1 protein-coding gene is annotated in these 1,194 nt (G+C 53.3%); it reads left to right on the top strand.

The window, feature by feature from the left end:
- Window positions 1–227: 227 nt before the first annotated feature.
- Window positions 228–1,169 carry an IS110 family transposase gene (locus tag A7K61_RS30580; protein ID WP_371914730.1) on the top strand — a complete coding sequence of 314 codons (942 nt, stop codon included), beginning with the start codon at window positions 228–230 and terminating at the stop codon, window positions 1,167–1,169.
- Window positions 1,170–1,194: the final 25 nt, after the last annotated feature.

Below are 1,194 nucleotides of genomic sequence, written 5' to 3' on the forward strand. Positions count from 1 at the left end.
CGCGAGCAAGCCCGCTTGTATGCTAGGACTTGAAGGGAGGAGAAGGGACAAAGCCCGATTCTGACTGTTGACGCAGTACAGACCGTGGGAGATTTCGCCCCTCCTCCTTTCACCCAAGCGCCGATAAAGAATGCATCTGGCTATGACCGACGATAGGAACAAGCCTGCGCCTCTGGGTGAGCCCTTCAAGTGCTCAAAAACATAGCCCGGAGGAAGCCCCCATGGCAATGCCAGTTTCTGTCTCAAAGCCGATCGTAGGCGTTGATGTCGCTAAGAATGAGCTGGTGATTTATCACGCTGAAGCCGATCTACTGGAAACGATCGCAAACAACAAAGCTGCTATCAAAAAATGGCTGAAAACGCTGTCCTGCAAAGTGGCCATCGCAATTGAAGCCACCAACATCTACCACTTGGAGTTTTCCGATCTAGCCCATGAAGCTGGTTGCGTGGTTTACATGGTTGGAGGTTATGAGCTTAAACATTACCGCGAAAGCTTGAAGATCCGGGCCAAGACTGATGCTTTGGATGCCCAGCTGCTCGCCCGCTATTTGAGAAAGGAGGCAGACGAACTGCGTCCCTGGACACCGCCATCGCCGCTGTATCGCCACCTTCTAAGCCTGTTTCGTCGGCGCGCAGCCTTGGTTCAGGCGCGCGTCAGCCTGACGCAAAGCTGGGCGAATGAACCGCTGCTTAAGGCCTCGTTTGCCGAGCAGGTCAAGTCGATGCAGAGACTTGAAGGGTTAATTGAAAAGATGATCAGTGATTGCCTGAAAGAGGCAGGTTTGCTGGGGCAGTTGAAGCGTTGCTTGAAGGTCGAAGGCATCGGCTTTTTGACTGGCGCGCGCTTGATTGCCACCTTCCAACGGGGAGAATTCAGGAATTCAGACGCGTTTATCGCCTTTCTTGGTATGGATTTGCGCGTCAACAAGTCAGGACAGAAAGATGGTCGTCGTAGTTTAAGTAAGCGCGGCGACTCAGAGGCCCGGCGCCTGCTGCATAACGCCGCGATGGCGGCTAGCCGAACAGAGACATGGAAGGCGTTTTATCAAGCACAGAGGGCACGAGGCTATAGCACCACTCAAGCGTTGGTAATATTGGCTCGCAAGCTTGCTCGAGTGGTGTTCGCTCTACTGAAAGGGCAAAGCGAATATCAGCCAAAGGTTGGTTGAGGGTTGCCCCTCAACCATAGAATCT

Origin of the sequence: Pseudomonas sp. AP42 (assembly GCF_001728935.1) — a bacterium.
In the GTDB taxonomy this organism is placed as follows: domain Bacteria; phylum Pseudomonadota; class Gammaproteobacteria; order Pseudomonadales; family Pseudomonadaceae; genus Aquipseudomonas; species Aquipseudomonas lactis.